We start from the raw sequence: 17140 nt of genomic DNA on the forward strand, positions 1-17140 counted from the left end.
GACCTCAGCGACTGCGGAGGAGAACGAGCACGTCGTCGAGCCTGGAGTCCACGGCGTCGAAGCGTTGGTCCACGGCGTCGAAGCGTTGGTCGTGTGCCTCGAGGTGCTGGGCCAACTCGTCGAGGCGGTTGCCTTGGCGGGCCTGGGTGGCGGCCATGCGGGTCTGGGTCGACCTGAGCTGATCGAGGATCTCGTGGATGGAGTGCACGTCGTTGTCCAACTGACGCACCTTCCGCTCGAGGTTTGCGGGCGCCGTCGTCATGACGACGACCGTAAGTCTCCACTGTGCCACGCACCATGGGCCGCAGGCCATCTGTGGACAAGCTGGACCTAGGATCGGCGACCATGGACATCACCGGAGCCACAGCCATCGTCACCGGAGGCGCCAGCGGCATCGGTGCCGCGGTCGCCCGCGCCCTCGCCGCCCGCGGCGCGGTCGTCGTCGTCGCCGACATCAACGCCGAGCAGGGCGAGGCACTGGCGGACGAGATCAAGGGCGTGTTCGCCCGCGTCGACGTGACGAAGACCGAGCAGATCGCCGCTGCCGTCCAGGCCGCCGCCGACATCGCTCCGCTGCGTGCCTGCGTCAACTCCGCCGGCATCGGGTGGGCGCAGCGCACGATCGGGCGCGACGGTGAGCTCGCTTCCGCACACGACCTCGACGCGTTCCGCCGCGTGGTCGAGATCAACCTCATCGGTACCTTCGACATGACCCGTCAGGCCGCCACCGTCATGTCGCGCAACGAGCCCGACGCCGACGGCCAGCGCGGCGCCATCGTCAACCTCGCCTCCGTCGCGGCCTTCGACGGACAGATCGGCCAGTCGTCCTACTCCGCGTCGAAGGGCGGGGTGGTCGGGATGACCTTGCCCGTCGCCCGCGACCTGTCGGCCGCCGGCATCCGCCTCAACACGGTCGCTCCCGGCCTGGTCGACACCCCGATCTACGACGCCTTCGGTGACCCGGAGGAGTTCAAGGCCAAGCTGGGCGAGTCGGTGCTCTTCCCCAAGCGCCTCGGCCACGCCGAAGAGCTGGCCAGCATGGTCGTGGAGTGCCTCACCAACTCCTACATGAACGGCGAGACGGTCCGGGTCGACGGCGGCATCAGGATGCCACCGAAGTAGCCACCCGCGCCGGCGCCCCCGCGTCGTCGGCACCGAGGCGACGCGCTTGCTCGAGCCAACCCGCCCGACGCTCGTCGCTCGCGCTGCGGACGTGGCTGAAGCGGGTCACCTTCACCGGCTTGATGCCGCAGAACTCCAGCGTGCGCCCCTTGAGCTGCTTGACCGTGGTGTCGCCGACGAGGGGGAGGTACCACCGCGGCGAGTCGGCGGTGATGATGATCCGCCCGGTGCGGCCGGCCAGGAGGCCGAGAGGGAGGCCGTTGTCCTTGTAGCGGAACGCCCAGCCGATCACCAGGGTCCGGTCGAGGAAGCCCTTGAGCAGCGCGGGCACCGAGCCCCACCACACCGGCGCCAGGACGGTGATGTGCTCGCTCCACTCGATGAGCTCGCGCGCCCGGAGCAGGTCGGCCTCGACGGGCTGGTCCGAGGTGTAGCCACCGTGCAGGTCCGGATCGATCTGGAGATCTCGGAGGGACAGGAGGACCGCGTCGTCGCCGGCGCCGGCGGCGTACTCCCGGGCCAGGGCGGCGGTCAGCGAATCGGGGTTGGGGTGACCGTCGATCACGAGGGTGCGAGTCATGGGCTTCTCCGCCTTAATATGGACACCGTCAACTATCTGGACAGTGCCCATACTGGGGTAGCATATTGCTCGTGTCAAGATCGAGAGCCACCTATCACCACGGCAACCTCCAGGCCGCCCTGGAGGACGCCGCGCTCGAGCTGCTCACGACCCAGCCGGCCGCCAAGATCAGCCTGCGCGAGGTCGCCCGGCGGGCGGGGGTCAGCCACAACGCGCCGTACAACCACTTCGGTGACCGGGCCGCGCTGCTGCACGCGCTGGGAGTGCGGGCGATGCGAGAGCTGCTCGAGGCGCAGGAGCGTGCGGTGGAGGGGGAGTCCGACCCGATCGCTCGCGTGCGCGCCCTGGGAGGGGCGTACGTCGACTACGCGGCCGACCACCCGCAGGCCTTCGCGCTCGTCTTCGACCCGGAGTACTGCCCGCCCGGTCATCCCGACGCCGACATGGCCCCGCTCATCACCCGCAATGAGGAGCTGCTGGCCGCAGAGGTCGCGGCGCTGGTGCAGCAGCCGGGCTTCACCGGCCGTGACCCCGAGGCGCTGGCAGCCGGGATGTGGGCGACCGTGCACGGGATGGCGGTCCTGGTGATGCTGGGACACCTGCCGCGCGAGGCTGCTCAGCCTGCGCTGGACGCTCTCATCGCCTGACGAACTCCCTGATCTGCGCCACGACGTCCGGGTCGAGCCCTTCGCAGAGAGCGTCGACGTCATCGATGAGGAACGACTCGGCGCCGCACCAGTCAGACTTGACGATCACGCCGTCGACGGACCAGTGCGTGTTGGTATGGCGCCCGGCGAGGACCACCTGGACTCGCTCGGCGTGCACCGTGGAACCGTCGAGCAGCTCCGTCGTCTCGGGACCCCGCCGGTGCAGCTCCGCCTCGTCAGCGCCCGCCTCGGGCTCGCCCTCGTCGAACTGCACGTAGGACACGGTGTCCACTCCGTCGAGGAGCATCTGGGCGAGGACCAGGTGTTCGCCGTACGCACCGACGGCACCGGTCAGGTGTGGGGCCGGGGCGCCGTCGAGAAGAACGACCCCGTCGCCGTCGCGGGTGCCCGAGTGCTGACTCGCCGAGGTGGGGGAGTCGTAGGCGAACCGCGTCCACCGACGGACGTCGCCGTCGTGTTCGACGACGTGGTCGACGAGGTAGACCGGAGCCTCGTCACCCATCTTGAACACGGTCCGTGTGCGGAGGCTGTCGGGCTCCAGGTGACGCAGGATGGCGCCGCACGGTCCGGCGTCGCCGTCGACAAAGGCGTGCATCTCAGTCTTCACAGGATGATCTTGCACTGGTGACTGGCGATCACCGCGTGAGGTAGGCGGTGAGCATGTGCGACAGCTCCTCGATGAGCAGGTCGCGGTCCGTGCTGTCCTTGGAGTCGGCGTGGGCCAGGGCGTGCCGGACCGTCTCCACGCAGAGCTCGATCCGGGTCCGGACGAGCGCCTCGGGGATCTCGGGTGAGACGGCGCCGGTCCTGATCATCGCGGTGGACAGGAGGTCGACGATGCCCTCGCGGGCCACGTGGGCGGGGGAGGCCACGAGGTCGGGGAGCCGTTCCTCGGTCAGCCGGTAGTAGCCGGGATGGGCCTGTTGGAGCAGCGCAGCATTCCTGACCAGCGTGTTGATGGCCACGGGCAGGTCCTCGGGGCCCGACACCTCGTCGAGCACCGCGCCGTAGGCGGTCAGAGCGGCGTCGAGATAGCGCTCCGACAGCGCGACGGCGATGGCCTCCTTGTCGGCGAAGAACCGGTACGTCGCCCCTACCGACACCCCGGCGCGCTGGGCGATCCGGCGGGTGGACGTGCGCGCCAGCCCGACCTCGCCGATCTCGGCGTCGGCCGCCGCCAGGATGCGCTCGACGGTCGCCCGTGACCGCTCCTGGAGAGGTTCCGCCCGGCTCACGAGGTCGTCATGGTCCCGTCCGGGAGGCGTCGGCAGGTGACCTGGCCGCCGCCGATCGTCACGGCGCTGCTCAGGCAGGCACCGAGCGCCTGGTGCCCCGCGAGGTTGGGGTGCCACGACTCCTGGCAGGTCTGGAAGTAGGTGTTGCAGGTCTTGCTGAGCCGCTGCACGCCGATCTTGTCGTAGCCGCTGAGGCTCTGCACAAAGGTGCCGTTGGGCTGGTCCTGGAGGCGCAGCGGAGTCGCGAGCGTGCCTGCCGGAGAGCCCGGGTTCTCGCAGAGACGGGCGCCGTCGAAGGCCCTGCGCACATCGAGGAAGACCAGCTTCTCTGCGGGCCGCTCGGCCTTCAGGGTGGCGTAGGTGCTGTGCACGATGCCGGCCAGCTTGTCGGTGAACTGCGCCGCGGGGCCGAGTGAGGCACGGTGGGCGGGGCAGCCTGCGGCGTACCGCTCCCGGACCAGCTCGCGGAACTTGTCGCGGGTGTCAGTGCGGCCGTCCTCGTCGTGGTACTGCGTTGCGAACTCGGTCGGCAGCGGGCTGGTGTAGTCCTGGAGCACGACGGTGTGCTGGCCGTCGGCGTCGACCTCGGCCAGCGCGGTGAGCACCTGCCGGACGGCAGCGGTCGTCTCCTGGGTGGCCGCGGCGACCTGCGCGTCGGTGGCCATCTCCGCGAGCGTGCACGGGTTCTCGTTGGCGACCGGGGTCCCGCTGAGCCAGTTCATCAGCGGCACCCAGATCTCCCACCACCCGGTGTAGCCGGCGGCCACGAAGCGGCCAGCGCACTCGGAGGCCACGGTGCCGAAGGTGAACTGGGAGTTGTTGGACCCGAGGCCGATGAGCACCACGTCGATGTCGTGGGTCTGCGCGACCTGGCGGAGCTGGGTGATCTGCGAGGCCACCGTGCGCCCCTTCGGTCGAGCGCTCGAGGCGGCCGCCATGTCGGCGGGCTGGCCCCCCGAGCAGGCCAGGTTGAAGCGGGCGCTGACGCCGGCGAGCTCGGCGACCTGGATCGAGGCGTTGGCCGAGCGGTGGCAGAAGTAGGCGTTGCTGTTCGGCGCCGTCCAGCCGGGGAACCCCTGGCTCACGCCGTTGAGGTCGGCCACGGACTGGTAGGCCCCGGCGCCCTCGCCGCTCACGAACGAGTCGCCCAGGGCGATGGCTGCGGTGGGCAGCTGGAGCGGATCCGCCTGCCCCGCGGCTCCCGGTGAGGTGGCCAGGGTGGCCCCGACAAGTGCTCCGGCGAGCGCTCCCGCGCTGGCGATGGTGCTCAGTGCTCGACGTACGCGCATGTCGTGTCCCTCCCAGAACGTGAACAATTGTTCTCGAATCTGGCGCAGGCCACGCCCCCTGTCAAGGGGGTGGTATCGCGCTTAACCGCTGGGCAGGTGCTCGGCGGCGGCCTAAACTCGCAGGCATATGACGAACGCACCTGACTTCAACCTCGCCGACTCCCTCGACGCCACCGACGACTGGGACGACGACGCGATCGACCTGGTCTCGCCCGACGGGCCCGACCCCGAGGAGATCGACCTCGACGAGCTCACCACCGGCGAGCAGGACCTGGCCGCGCGCCATGCCCTGCGGCGGGTGGCGGGGCTGCGCACCGAGCTCGAGGACATCACCGAGGTCGAATACCGCCAGCTCCGGCTCGAGCGGGTCATCCTCGTCGGTGTCTGGACCTCTGGCACCGTGCAGGACGCAGAGAACTCCATGGCCGAGCTCGCGCTGCTCGCCGAGACCGCCGGCTCGGAGGTCCTCGACGCGATCTACCAACGGCGGCAGACCCCTGACCCGGCGACCTTCATCGGTCGCGGCAAGGTGGACGGCCTGCTCGAGATCGTCCAGGCCTCGGGGGCCGACACGGTCATCCTCGACGGCGACCTGGCGCCCAGCCAGCTGCGCAACCTCGAGGACAAGCTCAAGGTCAAGGCGATCGACCGCACCGGGCTGATCCTCGACATCTTCGCCCAGCACGCGAAGTCCAAGGAGGGCCAGGCCCAGGTCGAGCTCGCCCAGCTCAACTACATGAAGCAGCGCCTCCGCGGCTGGGGCGGCAACCTGTCCCGGCAGGCCGGTGGCCGCGTGTCCGGCGGTGAGGGCATCGGTGGCCGTGGCCCCGGTGAGACGAAGATCGAGACCGACCGCCGTCGGATCAACACCAAGATCGCCAAGCTGCGCCGCGAGCTCAAGGAGATGAAGGGCACCCGCGAGACCAAGCGTCAGGAGCGGCAGCGCAACCACATCCCGAGCGTCTCGATCGCGGGCTACACCAACGCCGGCAAGTCCTCCCTGCTCAACCGGCTCACCGACGCCGGGGTGCTCGTCGAGGACTCGCTGTTCGCGACGCTCGATCCCACCACGCGGCGTACGACGACCACGGACGGCCGCATCTACACGGTCTCCGACACCGTGGGCTTCGTCCGGCACCTGCCCCACCAGCTCATCGAGGCGTTCCGCTCGACGCTGGAGGAGGTTGCCGACTCCGACCTGATCGTGCACGTGGTCGACGGCTCCCACCCCGACCCGGAAGGTCAGCTGGCCGCGGTGCGCGAGGTCCTGGCGGACATCCACGCCTCGAAGGTCCCCGAGCTCGTGGTGGTCAACAAGGCCGACGCTGCCGACCCGATGGTCATCGCCCGGCTGCGAGCTCGCGAGCCGCACACTGTCGTGGTCAGCGCCAAGACCGGCGAGGGCATCGAGGACATGATCGCGGCGATCGAGGCCGAGCTGCCGCGCCCCAGCGTGGAGTTCGAGGCCCTGTTGCCGTACGAGCGCGGAGACCTCCTCAACCGGCTGCACCAGCAGGGCGAGATCGCCTCGATGGAGCACACCGGCGACGGCACGCTCGTGAAGGGTCGCGCCAACGCGGACCTCGCAAGCGAGCTGGAGGCCTACCCCATTTAGGGCGGCTCGGCCCTCTGGGGGAGGATGGCGCGCATGTCACGCGGTGCCGTCGTTCGTTTCCTGCTCGTTCTCGGTCTGCTCGGCGGCTGTCTCGCCCTCGCACTGAACCAGAAGCCCAACCTGGGCCTCGACCTGCGAGGCGGCGCTCAGTTCGTCTTCCAGGCCAAGGACACCGAGACCACCGAGGCGACCTCGGAGAACGTCGACAAGACCGTCGAGGTGCTTCGTGGGCGCGTCGACGCCCTCGGCGTGGCCGAGTCGACGCTCGTTCGCCAGGGTGACGACCGGATCCTGGTCGAGCTGCCCGGCGTCAAAACTGACGAAGAGCGCGACGACGCGAAGGAGCGGATCGGGCAGACGGCGCAGCTGAGCGTCCACCCCGTGATCGCAACCGCCGCCAGCGCCGATGCCGAGCCCAGCAAGAAGGACAACCTCGTCCTGCCGGACGAGGACGGCACCTTCCTCGAGGTGGGACCAGTGGTCCTGCAGGGTGACGAGATCACCGGCGCCTCGGCCGTGCAGCCTGACGGCAGCGTCGGCTGGGCGGTGCGGGTCGACTTCAGCGGCAGCGGATCGGACGCCTTCGGCAAGCTGTCGGGCGAGGCGGCTTGTGCCCAGGGGGACCAGAAGCGCATCGCGATCGTGCTCGACGAGAAGATCATCTCCAGCCCCGCGGTCCAGGTGCAGTGCGGCGCTGACATCAGGGAGACCACCGACATCACCGGGTCCTTCAGCCAGAAGTACGCCACTGACCTGTCGACCCTGATCGAGGGCGGCGCGCTCCCGCTCGAGCTCGAGGCCATCTCCGAGCGGCTCGTCGGCCCGACCCTCGGGGCCGAGGCGATCGACGCCTCGATCGAGGCTGGCATCATCGGCCTGATCCTCACCGGCCTCTTCATCATGTTCATCTACCGGCTCGTCGGCGCCATGGCCACGATCGCGCTGACGTCGTACGCCCTGCTGGCGTACGCCATGCTGCTCGCGCTCGACTCGACCCTGACGCTGCCCGGTCTCGCCGGGTTCGTGCTCGCGATCGGGATGGCGATCGACGCCAACGTGCTGGTCTTCGAGCGCGCCCGGGAGGAGTACGCCCAATATCCCTCCGCCGGGCTGCGCCGCGCGCTGGTCGTCGGCTTCAACAAGGCCTGGTCGGCCATCATCGACTCCAACGTCACCACCCTGCTCGCCGCCGCGCTGCTGTTCATCCTCGGCTCCGGCCCGATCAAGGGCTTCGGCGTGACGCTCTCGATCGGTGTCATCGCCTCGATGATCTCCGCACTGGTCATCGCCCGGGTGCTCACCGAGCTGAGCGTCTCCACCAAGGCCACCGAGCGCAGTCCTGGGCTCAGCGGTGTCGCCACCGTGGGCAGGGTCCGCGAGTGGCTCGACCGCTCCAACTTCGACATCATGGGCAAGCGGGGCAGGTGGCTCGGTGTCTCCGCCGCCGCGCTGGTCTTCGCGATCACCGGCATCGCCCTCAACGGTCTCAACCTCGGCGTGGAGTTCAGCGGTGGTCGTCAGCTCGACTACTCAGTGAGCGAGGAGGTCTCGATCGACGAGGCCCGCGCCGCGATCTCCGACGCCGGGTTCGAGGCAGTCGTGCAGGAGGCCGAGACCGCCGACTTCACGGTGCGTACGGGCGAGATCACGAGCGACGAGGAGCAGCAGATCGAGGACGCCCTCGCTGAGATCGGCGGCGACGTCACCAAGGAGGACGACCAGTCGATCGGCGCCTCCCTCGGCAACGAGCTCCGCAACAAGGCGTTGATCGCCTTCGGGATCGCCCTGCTCGCGCAGCTGCTCTATCTCGCGTTCCGTTTCAAGTGGACGTTCGGTGTCTCCGCGGTCCTCGCGATGGCCCACGACGTCATCCTGGTCGTCGGGATCTTCGCCTGGCTGGAGAAGCCGATCGACGGCATCTTCCTGGCTGCGGCCATGACCATCATCGGTCTGTCGGTCAACGACACCGTCGTCGTCTTCGACCGCATCCGCGAACGCTGGTTCGGCTCGCGACCTGAGGACACCTTCAACGAGATGGCCAACCGGGCCGCGATCGAGACGATGCCGCGCACGGTCAACACCGGCCTCGGCACGATGTTCATCCTGGCTGCGCTGGCAGTCCTCGGTGGCGACTCGCTGCGTGACTTCGCGATCGCGCTCCTGATCGGTCTCGTCGTCGGCACCTACTCCTCGGTCTTCACCGCCACGCCGATGCTCACCTACTTCCAGGAGAAGTGGCCGATGAGCAGGGTGAAGCGCGAGAAGGTCGCCCGCACCCCCGACGACTCCGGCGCCGTGATCTGAGCATCTGCGTGTGTACGCCGCACTGTCGGTGCGCGCCCGTAGGGTGCTCGAGTGCCTGACACTGCCGAGCAGACCGAGCGACGCGCTCCCGACGTGGCTGGGGTGCTCGCTGCGGCGGTGAAGGCCCTCGGCGGTCAGGAACGCACGGGTCAGATCGAGATGGCCGAGGCCGTCTCCAAGGCGCTCGCTGACGAGCAGCACCTCCTCGTCCAGGCCGGCACCGGCACCGGCAAGTCGCTGGCCTACCTCGTCCCGAGCCTGCTCCACCACGACCGCGTGGTGGTGGCCACCGCGACGCTCGCCCTGCAGCACCAGCTCGTCGAGCGCGACATCCCGCGGCTGGTCCAGGCGATCGGCGACCAGGTCGATGCGACATACGCCGTGCTCAAGGGCCGGGGCAACTACGCCTGCCTGCACCGCATCCGCGAGGGCGTCCCCGACGAGCAGGGCGCGCTGGTCGAGGCGCCGATCGGCTCGATGGCCGAGAAGGTGCTCGAGCTGCGGGCGTGGGCGGAGAAGGAGAGCGAGGCGAGCGGCAGCGGCGAGCGCGACAACGCGCCGCGGCACACCGATCGGGAGTGGCGTCAGGTCAGCGTCAACCACCGCGAGTGCCTGGGTGCGAGCAAGTGCCCCTTCGCGGTCGAGTGCTTCGCGGAGCGGGCCCGGGAGAAGGCGCAGCACTCGCACCTGATCATCACCAACCACTCCCTGCTCGCGATCGACGCGATCGAGGGGGTGCCGATGATCCCCGACTACGACGCCGTCGTGATCGACGAGGCCCACGAGCTGACCGCTCGCGTGACCCAGGCGGCCACCGACGAGCTCGCGGTCAACGACATCGAACGCGCCGCGCGGCGCTCGCAGCGCTGGGTGGAGGACGAGTCGGCCGACTCGCTGGGGGAGGCTGCGGACTCCCTCGCCGAGGCGATCGAGGCCACCTCAACCGGCCGGATCGAGCGCCCGTCCGACCAGCTCGCCGAAGCGCTCGCCCTCGTGCGCGACGCCGCCCGCAAGTGCCTGTCGGCCTACCCCAAGGACACGACGTCCGCCGACGGCGACGCCGGGCGCACGCAGTCCAAGGGGATGGTCCAGGAGGTCTTCGTCAACGCCGAGCGGATGGCCGCCAACCTCGAGAGCGACGTGCTCTGGCTCAACGAGGCCCGCGACCGCATCCCGGCGCGGCTGCACGTCGCCCCGCTCCAGGTCTGGGGTCCGATGCGCGACAAGCTGCTGTCCGACAAGACAGTGGTCTTCACCAGCGCCACCCTGATGCTCGGCGGCGACTTCAACGCGGTCGCCACCTCGCTGGGCCTCAAGCCGACCGAGCGCGACGCAACCTCACGCACCCAGGACGTCCTCCCGTGGCGCGGCCTCGACGTCGGGTCGCCCTTCGACTACGGCCAGCAGGCGATCCTGTACGTCGCCCGCCACCTGCCCCCGCCCGGCCGCGACGGTCTCGTGAAGGCCCAGCTCGACGAGATCTGCGAGCTGGTCGATGCCGCCGGCGGGCGCACCCTCGGGCTCTTCTCGTCGCGCCGCGCGGCCGAGGCGGCCGCCGAGGTCGTGCGGGAGCGGCTGCCGCACCTCACCACGCTGGCCCAGGGTGACGCCCAGCTGCCCGAGCTCGCCAAGCAGTTCGTCGACGACCCGCACACCTGCCTGTTCGGCACGCTGTCGCTCTGGCAGGGCCTCGACGTGCCGGGGGAGACCTGCCAGCTGGTGCTGATCGACCGGATCCCCTTCCCCCGCCCCGACGACCCGCTGATGTCGGCGCGACAGAAGGCTGCCGACCGTGCCGGCGGCAACGGCTTCATGCAGATCGCGGCGACGCACGCCGCGCTCCTGCTGGCGCAGGGGTCCGGACGACTCATCCGGACGACGACCGACCGCGGTGTTGTCGCCGTGCTCGACCCGCGGCTGGCCACTGCCCGCTACGGCGGCTTCCTCAAGGCCTCGCTGCCGCCGATGTGGACGACGACCGACGGCGCGCTGGTGCGCAACGCGCTCGCGCGCCTCGCCGCCGGCTGAGCGAGCCGGCGGGCTCAGCGCAGGCGCGGCAGTCGCGAGGTGCCGTCGTACCCACCCTTCGGTGTCCCGACGCCGAAGAAGGTCGCGAGCGTGGGCGCCACGTCCAGCGTCCGGGCCTCCGCCGAGGCCGAGGCGCCGCGGGGGACGACCGGGTGGCCGCCGCCGATGAAGAACGGGATGGGCCGCGTGGCCGGGTGCCCGTGGTTGCCCGGGATCGGGTTGGAGTAGACGTCGGGGTCGGTGAACCGCCAGCCCGCCTTGCAGAAGGCCACGACGTCGCCGCTGACCGGCCCGGTCCGCAGGGTGGTGTCGACCCGCGGATCCAGTGTCTCCAACACTCCCGGTGTGGCCACCGCGAGCGCGATCATCCGCGCGACCGCCGCGTCGCGAGCGGTCGGGTCGCCGGTCCAGTAGAGGAGGTCGGCTCCACCGTTGTCCGCGATGACGACGTTGCCGGCGAGCAGCGGATCCGCATCCATCACGGGCTGCAGCCGCACGGTCGAGTCCGGCCGCGACCAGTCCATGGAGTGGTCGGCGAGCACGATGACGATCGAGTCCTTCCACCGCCCGCTCGCCTTGAGTGCGTCCACGAAGCGGCCCACCTGGAGGTCCGTCGCAGCCAGGGCCGTCTGGCGCGCGAGCCGGAGCGACAGCGGGCCGGTGAGGTCGGAGTGTCCCACCCGGTCGATGTCACCGAGGTTGACGAACATCATCGACGGGTCGTGTTCCTCGAGCATCGCCAACGCCGCGTCCATCGTGAACTGGTCCGGGGCGTGCCCGGAGACAGGCACGATCGGCGCGGGCTCCCAGCGGTGCGTGGCCCGGTCGCCGAACACGCCGTACAGGTATTCCTTGCTGAGCACCGTGCCGGTGGTGTGGCCGGCCGCGTTCAGCCGCTCGATGACGGTGCCGATGGTGATGTCGGTCGGGCGGTCCATGTCCCGGATGACGCCCTCGGCGCGGTCGTAGATCGAGTTCGCCGGGACGCCGCCGCGGTCCGGGCGGACGCCGGTCATCATCATCACGTGGTTGGGGATCGTCTCCATGATGGGCATCGAGGAGGCGAACGGGTGGTTGAGTCCGCCGTCGCGCAGCGCCGCTGCCCGCGGCATCAAGGGCGCGGTGACCTCATCGGGACGACAGCCGTCCAGGACGAGCACGTAGGCCCGTCGGTTCGACCGCCCGGCCCAAGCAGGGACGGCGCCGGTCGCGGTGGACAGGGCGATGGTCGCCCCGCCGGCGCCGACGAGCTTGAGCAGGGAGCGCCTGCCGGTGCGGATGTCGTCGAGGCCGCGGGCGAAGGGTGAGCTCGTGTTCATGGCGTTTCTCCTCACGCGCCGGGGCCCGGCACGGTGGTCGGCTGGGGGATCGGCTGGGGGATCGGCTGGGCGACGGGCTCGACCTTGTTGGTGCCGGACCGGGTCGCCCACGACGCGATCAGGGTGGAGGGTGCGGTGCGATCGGCCCGGTCGCCGATGGCGTAGTAGTCCATCTGCGCGCGGGCGGGCGTCAGGTCGAAGACCGAGTAGCCGTGGTCGTCGAAGTTGAGGTAGCGCACGTGCCGGTTGTTGCTCTGGATCGCGGCCTCGACCGCGAGGCTCGAGGTGCGCGGCGGCGTACCCGTGATGTCGTCCAAGTTGTTGGAGGTCACCGACGTGCAGACGAACTCCACTCCCGCGGAGTCGCCGACGGGATAGGTCGCAGCGTCGTACGGCAGGTCGCAGGCCCATCCCGAGTGGATGTCGCCGGTCAGGAAGACGACGTCGCGCAGGCCGCGGTCACGGATGTGGGCGAAGACCTCGCGGCGGTCGTCGGTGTAGCCGTCCCACTGGTCCACGTTGTAGGGCGCCCCGTCGCGCGGCAGGATCCCGGTCACGTCGTTGACGGGACCGACGAGGTCCTTCGGCACCTGGGCGAAGGTGACCGGCGCGATCATCACCGGGTTGCCGACCAGCTTCCACTGGGCGGGCGCGGTGAGGCTGTCCTTGAGCCAGTCGAGTTGCTCGCGGCCGGTGATGGTGCGCTCCGGGTCGTCGACCTCGGCGTCGGGGCTCGGCACGGGGGAGGGAACCGTGGTGTGGACCTGCTGGTCGCGGTAGGTGCGCAGGTCGAGCATGCTGATCTCGGCGAGGGTGCCGAAGGTGAGCCGTCGGAAGAGCTTCGTCCCGTCCCCCAGGTCGGCGGTGTCGCTCATCCGGACGGGCATCCACTCGTCGTACGCACGGTGCGACCTGTCCCGGCGGACGTGCCAGTCGCCCTCGTCGGGTTGGTGGTTCTCCGCGCCGTCGCGCCAGGCGTCGTTGGTGGACTCGTGGTCGTCCCAGGTGACGATGAACGGGTAGCGGGCGTGCAGGGCCTGCAGGTCAGGATCCAGCTTGTACTGCGCGTGGCGGCGCCGGTAGTCGGCCAGCTCGACCATCTCCTTGGCCGGGTCGTGCGGGCGGATGTCGACGTTGGAGCGGCCGTAGCCGTACTCGCCCGGCGCATATTCGTAGATGTAGTCGCCGAGGTGGAGGATCGCGTGCAGGTCGTCGCGGGCGGCGAGGTGGCGGTAGGCGCTGAACCAGCCGGCTTGGAGGTTGGCACAGCTCACGACGCCCAGCCGCAGGTGCTCGGGGCTCGAGGCCTCGTCGGGGGCGGTGCGCGTACGCCCGACAGGGCTGGTCGCCGACCCGACAGTGAACCGGTAGAAGTACCACGTCTGGGGCGCCAGCCCGGTCGCGTCGATCTTCACCGTGTGGTCGCGTGCTGCGGTGGTGACGACGCTGCCCGAGCGTACGACCTTGCGGAAGCGTTCGTCGCGCGACACCTCCCAGCGCACGTTGGTGTCGGCGCCGACACCCGAGCCCGGGGTCGCCGCCGGGACCGGGGTGACCCGGGTCCACAGCACGACTCGACGCGCCATCGGGTCACCGGAGGCGACGCCGTGCTGGAACATGCTCGAGGGCGGGGCGGCCGCCGCGTGGAGGGTGGTGGTGCTGGTGGCCGCGAGACCTGCGCCGGCGACGCTGGTGGCGAGGACGGTACGTCGGTGGAGAGTGGTCATGCTCCAGTCAACGACGCTCCGCCCGCAAGATCACGCTCGCGTCGGTGAAATTTCCCTCTGTTCACCCGTTGTTCGCGCCAGCAGCCGCCAGACCACGAACACGACCGCCCAGCCGGCGACGACGTCGAGCAGCCAGTGGTTGCCCGTGCCGACGACCACGACGACCGTGATGACTGCGTGCGCCCAGCCCGCCGCGCGCAGCACCCGGCTGGCGGTGGCGGCCGTGACGGCGAGGGCCACCCAGAGGGCCCAGCCGGCGTGCATGCTCGGGAACGCGGCCAGCTGGTTGGTCATCCAGCCCATCCCCTGTGGAGCCGAGGCCGCTTCGCCCCACCAGCCCCGGGCAGCGTGCAGTGCCATCAGGTCGGGGAACCCCACGAGCCTCGGGGGTGCGGTCGGCATCAGCAGGTAGCCGACCAGGGCCACCAGGGTGCTGGCCACGAGGGTCTGCCGGGCGCGCGGGTAGGCGCCCTTGCGACCGAGGAAGAGCGCCATCAGCACGACCGCGGTGACGACGTAGTGGGCGCTCGCGTAGTAGTAGGCCGCCAGCAGGCCGGCGGCATCGTGGTCGACGAACCATTCGACAATGGCTCGCTCGACGTCCAGCAGCATGGTGTCCTCGAGGATGAGGATGTGGAACGCTCGTTCGCGAGCGGGGGCCATCGAGTCGTCCGCGAAGACGCGGGACACGGCGTACGCCGCATACAACAGTGCCAGGTTGCCGAGCTCCCGCCACCCGCTGAGTCCTTGTCTCCCTGCCGGGGTGTCGGTCGAGAAGGCCGGCGCAGGCAGGAGTGTGGTCACCGGTCCATTCCAGCGGCTCTCTGCTCCCGTCGCATCAGGGAATTGAGCGGCGCTCCCCTGAGACGGCTGAGGCCGTCTCAGGGGAGACCCTGAGGAGTCACATGCGGCGCAGGACCGCGGTGACCTTGCCGAGGATCGTGGCGTGGGTGCCGTCGATCGGGTCGTAGGCGTCGTTGTGCGGGAGCAGCCACACGTGGCCGTCCTTGCGCTGGAAGGTCTTGACCGTGGCCTCGCCGTCGATCAGGGCCGCGACGATGTCGCCGTTGCTGGCGGTCTGCTCCTGGCGGATCACGACGTAGTCGCCGTTGCAGATCGCGGCATCGATCATCGAGTCGCCCGAGACCTCGAGCATGAACAGGGTGCCCTCGCCGACGAGCGACTTGGGCAGCGGGAAGACCTCTTCGATCCGCTCCTCGGCCAGGATCGGCCCACCGGCGGCGATGCGGCCGACCATCGGGACGTAGGTCGCCGGGGGAGCGGTGTTGCCGATGTCGGTCTCGTCGTATGAGGTCTCCTCGGCGCTCGACATGGAGCGGCGAGCCGCCATCACCTCGGGCAGGAAGACCTCGAGTGCGCGCGGGCGGTTGGGATCGCGCTTGAGGAAGCCCTTCTCCTCGAGCGTCTTGAGCTGGTGGGCGACGCTGGAGGAACTGGTGAGCCCGACCGCGGTGCCGATCTCGCGCATGCTCGGCGGATAGCCGCGGTTCTCGATGGAGTCCTTGATGGTGGCCAGCACGCGCTGCTGGCGCGGGGTGAGGCCTGTGGCGTCCGGCGGCCCGTCGGGCATCGCCAGGACCTTGGCGTCTGGTGCTTGCTTCTTCGCCATGGCGGCGCCTCCTGCTGATCGACTGGACTCAACGTAGCGATACCGACGCGGTTGTTCAAACATTTGTTCGAAGGCGTGTCGGGCCTCCGACCCCTCTCTCGTTGGGCGCTCGTCGCCTCGAAACTCGCTCGAACAATTGTTCGTCTCGGTTCTTGCATCGTTCGAACACATGCTCTACCGTCGTACACACGTTCGATCGAACGTCTCTTCGACCCGCCGCTCATTGTCGGTGGCTCCGTCTAGACAGAGATCGACACCACGACCGGCTGATCTTCCCCAGGAGGCCAACATGAGCACCCTCAGCATTTCCCCCGCGTTCACCGCCCCGAGCTCGATCCGTCTGCCGCGCACGAGCGTGCGCCTCACGCGCCGGGGTCGCCTCGTCGTCTTCCTGGCGGCGCTGGCCCTGCTCCTGCTCTCCGCGTTCTTCCTGGGCGCTGTGGCCGTCGGCTCCGAGTCGCCCGGCCAGGCCGAGCCGACCGAGATCGTGATGGTCGGCACCGGCGACACCCTGTGGGGGATCGCCGCTGAGATCAACACCGACGGCGACGTCCGCTCCACCATGGCCGAGATCGAGCGGCTCAACGCCCTCGAGTCCGTCGCGCTCTCCGCGGGTCAGAAGATCCGCGTCCCGGTCAGCGACGACTGACCGCACAAGCCTCCGCCAGTCGACTCGACCCCGGCTGGCGGTTTGGGGAAGACGAGGGGCGGGTCACTTCGGTGGCCCGCCCCTCGCTGCATTTCGGCTTCTTGCGCCCCCCCTGCCGTTCGGGCCGCCTCCGCCACAGATAGCGGTCGTTTGCTGCCACCTGGTGGCAGCGGAGTACCGCTGTCTCAGTTCGGGTCGGTGACGAGCTCGGGGCTTGCTTCGCGTACGTCCAGCGTCACCGGCAGTCCGGTGATGGACACCGTGCCGTCCACTGGCCGCCACGCTGTGGCGCCGGCGACCTTGAACTGCGCCGACCACGTCGTGTCGACGCTGACGGGCGCCGCCTTCAACTTCCTGGTGTAGATGTGGGTGATGAAACCGGTGCCGTCCACGTCGGCGCCCTCGGTCCATGGCGTGCCCGGGGTCGTGGACTCCTGAGTGGTCCCGTCGCCGTGGTGCCAGACGAACGTGCTCGGCCAGACCTCCAGGACGACGTCCAGGTCGACCTTCTCGAGGCGGACCTGGATCTGGTGACGCTCTGCCTGGGTGGAGAGGATGGTCTTGAAGTTCACCAGTGTCTCGCCGCCTGGCGGTTGGACGGTGATGCTCGAGTCCGGGAGGCCGACCTTCTGGAAGGCCGCCAGGACTTCGGCGGGGATGTTGACAGTCGGCGTGGCGGCTGTTGGTTGGGGATCCTCGGGGCATTGCGAGTACGAGCCGGCCGGCCCGAACTCCGTCATGAACATCCAGACCGTGGGGGCTGATCCGTCTGGACAGGTGTATGCCTCGACGCAACCCGAAGCGCCGACGGTCTCGCACGGGTTACTGCTCTTGACCCATTTGCCAGCTGGCTCAGAAGTCGACGCCACGGCCTGGGTGGAGCCCGAGTCGGTCGAGTCGAGTTGACCCACGCCGGACGCCTCGCCGCCGACCAACAGTCCGTTCGGTGCTGTCTCGGCACTGCTGGATGTGCT

General features: G+C 69.7%; 16 protein-coding genes. 6 read left to right on the top strand and 10 right to left on the bottom strand.

Going from position 1 to position 17140, the window contains the following annotated elements; all coding sequences use genetic code 11:
* Positions 1–4: 4 nt before the first annotated feature.
* Positions 5–262 carry a hypothetical protein gene (locus VNJ48_RS18010; protein ID WP_325604629.1) on the bottom strand — a complete coding sequence of 86 codons (258 nt, stop codon included), beginning with the start codon at positions 260–262 and terminating at the stop codon, positions 5–7.
* Between the two features lie 83 nt (positions 263–345).
* On the opposite strand from VNJ48_RS18010, the gene VNJ48_RS18015 reads away from it, so the two are divergent.
* Positions 346–1122 (top strand): SDR family NAD(P)-dependent oxidoreductase, encoded by a 777-nt coding sequence (locus VNJ48_RS18015; protein WP_325604631.1) that lies wholly within the window; start codon positions 346–348, stop codon positions 1120–1122.
* Here the strand turns inward: VNJ48_RS18015 and VNJ48_RS18020 are convergent.
* Positions 1103–1702: an NAD(P)H-dependent oxidoreductase gene (locus VNJ48_RS18020; RefSeq protein ID WP_325604633.1), complete on the bottom strand. Its 600-nt coding sequence runs from the start codon at positions 1700–1702 to the stop codon at positions 1103–1105. The two genes, VNJ48_RS18015 and VNJ48_RS18020, sit on opposite strands and share 20 nt — an antisense overlap.
* 71 nt (positions 1703–1773) lie before the next feature.
* Here VNJ48_RS18020 and VNJ48_RS18025 point away from each other — a divergent pair, with 71 nt between their 5' ends.
* Positions 1774–2349 carry a TetR/AcrR family transcriptional regulator gene (locus tag VNJ48_RS18025; protein ID WP_325604635.1) on the top strand — a complete coding sequence of 192 codons (576 nt, stop codon included), beginning with the start codon at positions 1774–1776 and terminating at the stop codon, positions 2347–2349.
* Here the strand turns inward: VNJ48_RS18025 and VNJ48_RS18030 are convergent.
* Genes VNJ48_RS18030 through VNJ48_RS18040 form a run of 3 tightly spaced genes read right to left on the bottom strand, consistent with a single transcriptional unit; the run spans position 2339 to position 4894 of the window.
* A complete protein-coding gene (locus VNJ48_RS18030) occupies positions 2339–2977 on the bottom strand; it encodes a hypothetical protein (protein WP_325604637.1) in 639 nt (212 codons plus the stop codon). The genes VNJ48_RS18025 and VNJ48_RS18030 overlap by 11 nt on opposite strands.
* A gap of 28 nt (positions 2978–3005) precedes the next feature.
* Complete coding sequence (locus VNJ48_RS18035; RefSeq protein WP_325604639.1) at positions 3006–3605, bottom strand: TetR/AcrR family transcriptional regulator; 600 nt, start codon at positions 3603–3605, stop codon at positions 3006–3008.
* Positions 3602–4894 carry a hypothetical protein gene (locus tag VNJ48_RS18040; RefSeq protein ID WP_325604641.1) on the bottom strand — a complete coding sequence of 431 codons (1293 nt, stop codon included), beginning with the start codon at positions 4892–4894 and terminating at the stop codon, positions 3602–3604. The genes VNJ48_RS18035 and VNJ48_RS18040 overlap by 4 nt, the downstream gene beginning before the upstream one ends.
* A 127-nt stretch (positions 4895–5021) precedes the next feature.
* Here VNJ48_RS18040 and hflX point away from each other — a divergent pair, with 127 nt between their 5' ends.
* From hflX to VNJ48_RS18055, 3 genes are all read left to right on the top strand, one after another.
* On the top strand, positions 5022–6509 hold the full coding sequence (gene hflX / locus VNJ48_RS18045) for a GTPase HflX (RefSeq protein ID WP_325604643.1): 1488 nt from the start codon (positions 5022–5024) through the stop codon (positions 6507–6509).
* Positions 6510–6542: 33 nt separating this feature from the next.
* Positions 6543–8813 carry a protein translocase subunit SecD gene (gene secD / locus VNJ48_RS18050; protein ID WP_325604645.1) on the top strand — a complete coding sequence of 757 codons (2271 nt, stop codon included), beginning with the start codon at positions 6543–6545 and terminating at the stop codon, positions 8811–8813.
* Between the two features lie 159 nt (positions 8814–8972).
* Positions 8973–10841 (top strand): ATP-dependent DNA helicase, encoded by a 1869-nt coding sequence (locus VNJ48_RS18055; protein ID WP_325604675.1) that lies wholly within the window; start codon positions 8973–8975, stop codon positions 10839–10841.
* A gap of 14 nt (positions 10842–10855) precedes the next feature.
* Here VNJ48_RS18055 and VNJ48_RS18060 read toward each other — a convergent pair whose 3' ends face one another.
* The 4 genes from VNJ48_RS18060 to lexA all read right to left on the bottom strand — a co-directional run bounded on the left by VNJ48_RS18060 (position 10856) and on the right by lexA (position 15517).
* Positions 10856–12160 (bottom strand): alkaline phosphatase family protein, encoded by a 1305-nt coding sequence (locus VNJ48_RS18060; protein WP_325604648.1) that lies wholly within the window; start codon positions 12158–12160, stop codon positions 10856–10858.
* 11 nt (positions 12161–12171) lie between these two features.
* A complete protein-coding gene (locus VNJ48_RS18065; protein ID WP_325604650.1) occupies positions 12172–13887 on the bottom strand; it encodes an alkaline phosphatase D family protein in 1716 nt (571 codons plus the stop codon).
* A 30-nt stretch (positions 13888–13917) separates the two neighbouring features.
* Complete coding sequence (locus tag VNJ48_RS18070) at positions 13918–14691, bottom strand: phosphatase PAP2 family protein (protein WP_325604652.1); 774 nt, start codon at positions 14689–14691, stop codon at positions 13918–13920.
* Positions 14692–14788: 97 nt separating this feature from the next.
* Positions 14789–15517, bottom strand: coding sequence for a transcriptional repressor LexA (gene lexA, locus VNJ48_RS18075; RefSeq protein ID WP_325604654.1), 729 nt, complete (start codon positions 15515–15517; stop codon positions 14789–14791).
* 289 nt (positions 15518–15806) lie between these two features.
* On the opposite strand from lexA, the gene VNJ48_RS18080 reads away from it, so the two are divergent.
* Positions 15807–16166 (top strand): LysM peptidoglycan-binding domain-containing protein, encoded by a 360-nt coding sequence (locus VNJ48_RS18080; protein WP_325604656.1) that lies wholly within the window; start codon positions 15807–15809, stop codon positions 16164–16166.
* 185 nt (positions 16167–16351) lie between these two features.
* On the opposite strand, the gene VNJ48_RS18085 is transcribed toward VNJ48_RS18080, so the two are convergent.
* A complete protein-coding gene (locus tag VNJ48_RS18085; protein WP_325604657.1) occupies positions 16352–16906 on the bottom strand; it encodes a hypothetical protein in 555 nt (184 codons plus the stop codon).
* Positions 16907–17140 lie beyond the last annotated feature (234 nt).

Source organism: Nocardioides sp., from assembly GCF_035576065.1.
Classification (GTDB): domain Bacteria; phylum Actinomycetota; class Actinomycetes; order Propionibacteriales; family Nocardioidaceae; genus Nocardioides.